The organism is Phyllobacterium sp. (assembly GCF_037994405.1).
Lineage (GTDB): Bacteria > Pseudomonadota > Alphaproteobacteria > Rhizobiales > Rhizobiaceae > Phyllobacterium.
In genome coordinates this window covers 1-4,104 of the sequence record NZ_JBBNAN010000359.1, presented here as the reverse complement: position 1 = coordinate 4,104, position 4,104 = coordinate 1, and the positions used below count along the sequence as shown (strand labels likewise).

Sequence of the window (4,104 nt, the reverse complement as noted above, 5' to 3'; positions counted from 1 at the left end):
CTGTGCGCCCCAATATTTGTCCGAGGCGACTTCGATGGGACCAAAAGTATCTGTTTCGGTACGGGTAGAGCTCATCGTGTACTTTTCCTGTTGGGAGTTGGCGCAAGCACTACTGCGAAGCTCCGCGAGAGGCAAGGTTCGTGAGCGCAATGTTGGTCTGGAATTCCGCCGACTTTGCGATAAAATCGATTATAGGCCAATCCGGTCAAACCATCGTTTCAAGACGGCACACGATGTTGCAGCTCGATAACAAACCCGTCCTTGCGAACTGTACCGGTCATTATCGCGAATCCTTGCCAATCGCGGATCTAAAGGCGCATTTTCTATGCGTGTGGAGCCGATCAGGTCGCTCGGGATCAACGACACCGGTGACCGTCGTTCCTGATGGCTGTGTCGATTTATTGTGGTCGCAAGGCAAGCTGATGGTCGCTGGGCCCGACACCGAGCCGCAACTTGTTGATCCTGCCATGACACAGATTGTCGGTATGCGCTTTGCACCTGGCGCTGCCTGCCACTGGCTCGGCATACCAATGTCCGAGCTCGTAAATTGCCGCATCGATTTACGCGACATCTGGGGATCGCGCGCGGATGCTCTCAGCGACAGTATGAGCACTGCCCGATCGACACATGAAGCGTCCATTGGCCTTCAGGCGGGCTTTTCACGCATTGCGCCTGAGATTGCGCTTCCAGACAGGTCGATGGCTCTTGCTTTTCGAAAGCTGGGAAACCTCGGACATCATTCTGGTGTCGCCGGCCTCTCTGCCGAGCTCAATACCAGCGAACGCACGTTGCGTCGGCAGTGCCAGCATTATTTCGGGTACGGACCGAAAACCCTGGAACGTATCCTCCGCTTCCAACGATTCCTCAAGCTAGTCCGGCAAGTCCCGCAGACCGGTCTTGGCAGCTTGGCATTTGAGGCGGATTACTCCGATCAGGCCCATTTAAGCCGCGAGGTAAGAGCGCTTTCCGGCGTGTCGCCAAGGGTGCTCATGCAACAATTCGCGGCCTGATTGGCCGTTTTGTTCAAGACAGAAAGTCTTTAGGCGCATAAACTTGTGGCGAGTAGCGTGAGGAGGACAGACTGTGGCAACACATGAAGCGCGAACCCTTCAGATTTCCATCGGGCGCAATTGGCGTGATCTCTATGATTATGCCAGCGTTCCGGAAAACCTGCCGCAATGGGCCTCCGGCCTTACATCCGGCTTGCAGAAATCCGGAGACGAATGGCTGGCCGATGGTCCGGCCGGCAAGCTCAGGTTGCGATTTGCTCCGGTGAACAATTTCGGCGTCCTTGATCACTGGGTGACTACCGAGACCGGCGATGAGGTCTATATCCCGCTGAGGGTGGTCGCCAATGGAGACGATTGCGAAGTGATGTTCACCCTTTTTCGCGTGCCGGGCATGGATGACGAGAAATTCACAGCCGATGCCGCATGGGTCAAGCGCGATCTCCAAAAGCTCAAGGATTTGCTCGAAGCACAACTCATAGAGTGAGAGACGACATGGCCAGCTCAGGCAAAGACAAACGCATCGACTATATCGAATTCAATGTGAGCGATATCGGGCGCGCACGTAGCTTTTATGGTCAGGCCTTTGGCTGGACTTTCACCGATTACGGGCCCAGCTATTGCGAGTTTTCCGATGGCAACCTCAAGGGAGGCTTCGCGACTGCGGGCGAAGTCCGGTCAGGCGGCCCGCTGGTCATCCTTTTTGCCGACGATCTTGCAGATGCATTGAAGCGCGTTGACAAGGCAGGCGGAAAGATACTCAGGCCTGTCTTTAGTTTCCCTGGAGGTCGGCGCTTTCACTTCGCCGACCCGGATGGGTATGAGCTCGCAGTCTGGTCAGATAAATAGGATCCCGGATCAGGACGCCAGTGTCAGCATATAGGCGTCGTATTTCTTGAGAAATTCGCGCAACAGCTGCCGATACCCTGGTGTTACGGCCTCTTGTACGCTCGGCCGCGCTGCCAGCGCTTTGCGCCAGGCACTGATCTTGGGATAGCTGGCAAATATGCCAAGATCAGTAATCTCATCAAACGTATCGAAATAACGGAAGACGGGCGCGAAGACCGCATCGACAAGACTGAATTTGGACCCGGCGAAATACGGACCGTCGCCGAGTACGTCTTCGACCCGGCCGAACTTGTCGATGAGCGCCTTGCGTTTTTCCTCGAAGACAGTCGCATCCCTGGTCGTTTCCAGACCCCAGATGTCGGCAAGGATCGAGGAACCATATTCCATAAAGCCGCGATGACGGGCGCGGGTCAGAGCATCGTCCGGATGCAGGCGAGGTCCCGGCTGCGACTCATCGATATATTCGGCAATGACGGAGCTTTCGAACAGGATTGCCTCGCTGCCGTGCGCCTGAGGTACCATCAACAGCGGCACCTTGCCGAGTGGCGAAATCTTCAGGAACCAATCGGGCTTTGCCTTGAGGTCGATGTAGATCTTCTCGAAGGGCACGCCCTTTTCGGCAAGGGCAATGGCCGCGCGTTGCACATACGGGCACAGAAGGTGGCTGATCAGCGTAAGGGAAGACATGGAATGGTTCTCCAATGATGGCCTAAGACGAGAAGAGCGGCTGTTGAGGCAGCCGCTCTTCGATGTATCAGGCCGCGCGGGCCGTTTTCAGAGCGTTCGCCCACCAGGCGAGCTGGTCGAGCTGGTTGTTGGCGGCTTCGTTGAGATGCTCATAGTCGCCGAGCTTCTTCTCCCCCTTAACCACGGTCAGATATTCCGGGAAGGAAATGTGAATGCCGGTTTTCACTGAAGCCGAGCCCATTTCAACGAAGATCAAACGCAGCTGTTCGACTGCACGGGCGCCGCCCACCCCGCCATAGCCGACAAGGCCGACGGGACGTTGAACAAACTCACCGAGATCGATCGCATTCTTCAACACGGCGGTCGGGCCGTGATTGTATTCGGCAACAGTAACGACGAACCCATCGAATTCGCGCAGCTTCTTTTTCCACCGCTCGGCGGTTTCATTCTGCTCAGTTGTGGTGCGCTCTTCGCCGAAGAAATGCATCGGATAGTCAAGAAGATCGAGGATTTCCACCTCGACATCGTCGCGCTTGCCGGCAACTTCAGCGATCCATTTGGCAGGAAATTCGGCGAAACGGCCGATGCGTGTGCTGCCAATAATGATGCCGATTTTAGCTTTAGCCATTTCAGGAATCCTTCATCTTGGGGGATGGTAACTATTTGTGACCGGCGCTATATAAGTGACTGTTCGAAACGGTCGCAAGGAGGCACTTTTTTGAAACCAGATCACTTTGAGGTAACTCCCGCATGCACCGCGGTTCATCATCTTCTGGCGCGCGTCGGTGACAAATGGACGGTGATGGTCGTCAAATATCTTGGCAACGGATCGATGCGGTTCAATGAGCTGAAACGGACGATCAATGGCATCTCGCAAAAGATGCTGACGAGCACGTTGCGTGGTCTCGAACGCGATGGTTTTGTCACTAGAACGGTCTACCCAACCATTCCACCGCGCGTGGATTATGAGCTGACTGATCTGGGACGCGATCTGCTGGTGCCGGTGAAGGCGCTTGGTGATTGGGCGATCAAGAATGAGCAACGCGTCAGCGAGGCCCGTGCGCGGTTCGACGCGGCTCACGGCGGCAAAGAGATACAAACCCCGTTTGCGCATGCCGCTGAATAGGCGGCAGCACCGGACCGCCCAGGCCTGAGGTATATCTATAAATCTGGTTTTCTGGATATATGGATATAGACAACGCATTTGAGGCGCTCGCCGCTATCTCACAATCTTCCAGGCTGGAGATCTTCCGTTTGCTGATCAAGGCGGGGGACGAAGGCCTTGCCGGTGGCGAAATCGCACAACGGCGGCGAAAATGGAAGAACGGGTAAAGCTCAGCTCGATTTGAGCGCTGGTCGAGCGGGCTAACAAAAAAGGCGGGTCGAAACCCGCCTTTTCCGTATGTCGTTGGGACAGGACTTCTTAGAAGTCCATGCCGCCCATGCCGCCCATGCCGCCGCCTGGCATTGCAGGAGCAGCCGACTCTTTCTTAGGAGCTTCGGCAATCATGGCTTCGGTGGTGACCAGAAGACCAGCAACCGATGCAGCATCCTGCAGAGC

General features: G+C 55.7%; 7 protein-coding genes. 5 read left to right on the top strand and 2 right to left on the bottom strand.

Annotated features, from left to right (window positions below):
• Positions 1–233 precede the first annotated feature (233 nt).
• From AAAC48_RS19910 to AAAC48_RS19900, 3 genes are all read left to right on the top strand, one after another.
• Positions 234–1,010, top strand: coding sequence for a helix-turn-helix domain-containing protein (locus tag AAAC48_RS19910; RefSeq protein WP_340655846.1), 777 nt, complete (start codon positions 234–236; stop codon positions 1,008–1,010).
• Between the two features lie 73 nt (positions 1,011–1,083).
• On the top strand, positions 1,084–1,494 hold the full coding sequence (locus AAAC48_RS19905; protein WP_340655845.1) for an SRPBCC family protein: 411 nt from the start codon (positions 1,084–1,086) through the stop codon (positions 1,492–1,494).
• Between the two features lie 8 nt (positions 1,495–1,502).
• Positions 1,503–1,856, top strand: a complete 354-nt coding sequence (locus tag AAAC48_RS19900; protein WP_340655844.1) for a VOC family protein — start codon at positions 1,503–1,505, stop codon at positions 1,854–1,856.
• Positions 1,857–1,865: 9 nt separating this feature from the next.
• Here the strand turns inward: AAAC48_RS19900 and AAAC48_RS19895 are convergent, their stop codons facing one another.
• Together AAAC48_RS19895 and AAAC48_RS19890 are read right to left on the bottom strand one after the other, a co-directional pair.
• Positions 1,866–2,543, bottom strand: coding sequence for a glutathione S-transferase family protein (locus AAAC48_RS19895; RefSeq protein ID WP_340655843.1), 678 nt, complete (start codon positions 2,541–2,543; stop codon positions 1,866–1,868).
• A gap of 67 nt (positions 2,544–2,610) precedes the next feature.
• Positions 2,611–3,171, bottom strand: a complete 561-nt coding sequence (locus AAAC48_RS19890; protein ID WP_340655842.1) for an NAD(P)H-dependent oxidoreductase — start codon at positions 3,169–3,171, stop codon at positions 2,611–2,613.
• Positions 3,172–3,261: 90 nt separating this feature from the next.
• Between AAAC48_RS19890 and AAAC48_RS19885 the strand changes: the two genes are divergently transcribed.
• Both AAAC48_RS19885 and AAAC48_RS19880 read left to right on the top strand, forming a co-directional pair.
• The gene (locus tag AAAC48_RS19885; RefSeq protein WP_340655841.1) at positions 3,262–3,669 is read left to right on the top strand and encodes a helix-turn-helix domain-containing protein; all 408 of its coding nucleotides are present in this window, start codon (positions 3,262–3,264) and stop codon (positions 3,667–3,669) included.
• 59 nt (positions 3,670–3,728) lie between these two features.
• Positions 3,729–3,875: a hypothetical protein gene (locus AAAC48_RS19880; protein WP_340655840.1), complete on the top strand. Its 147-nt coding sequence runs from the start codon at positions 3,729–3,731 to the stop codon at positions 3,873–3,875.
• The last annotated feature ends 229 nt before the right edge of the window (positions 3,876–4,104 follow it).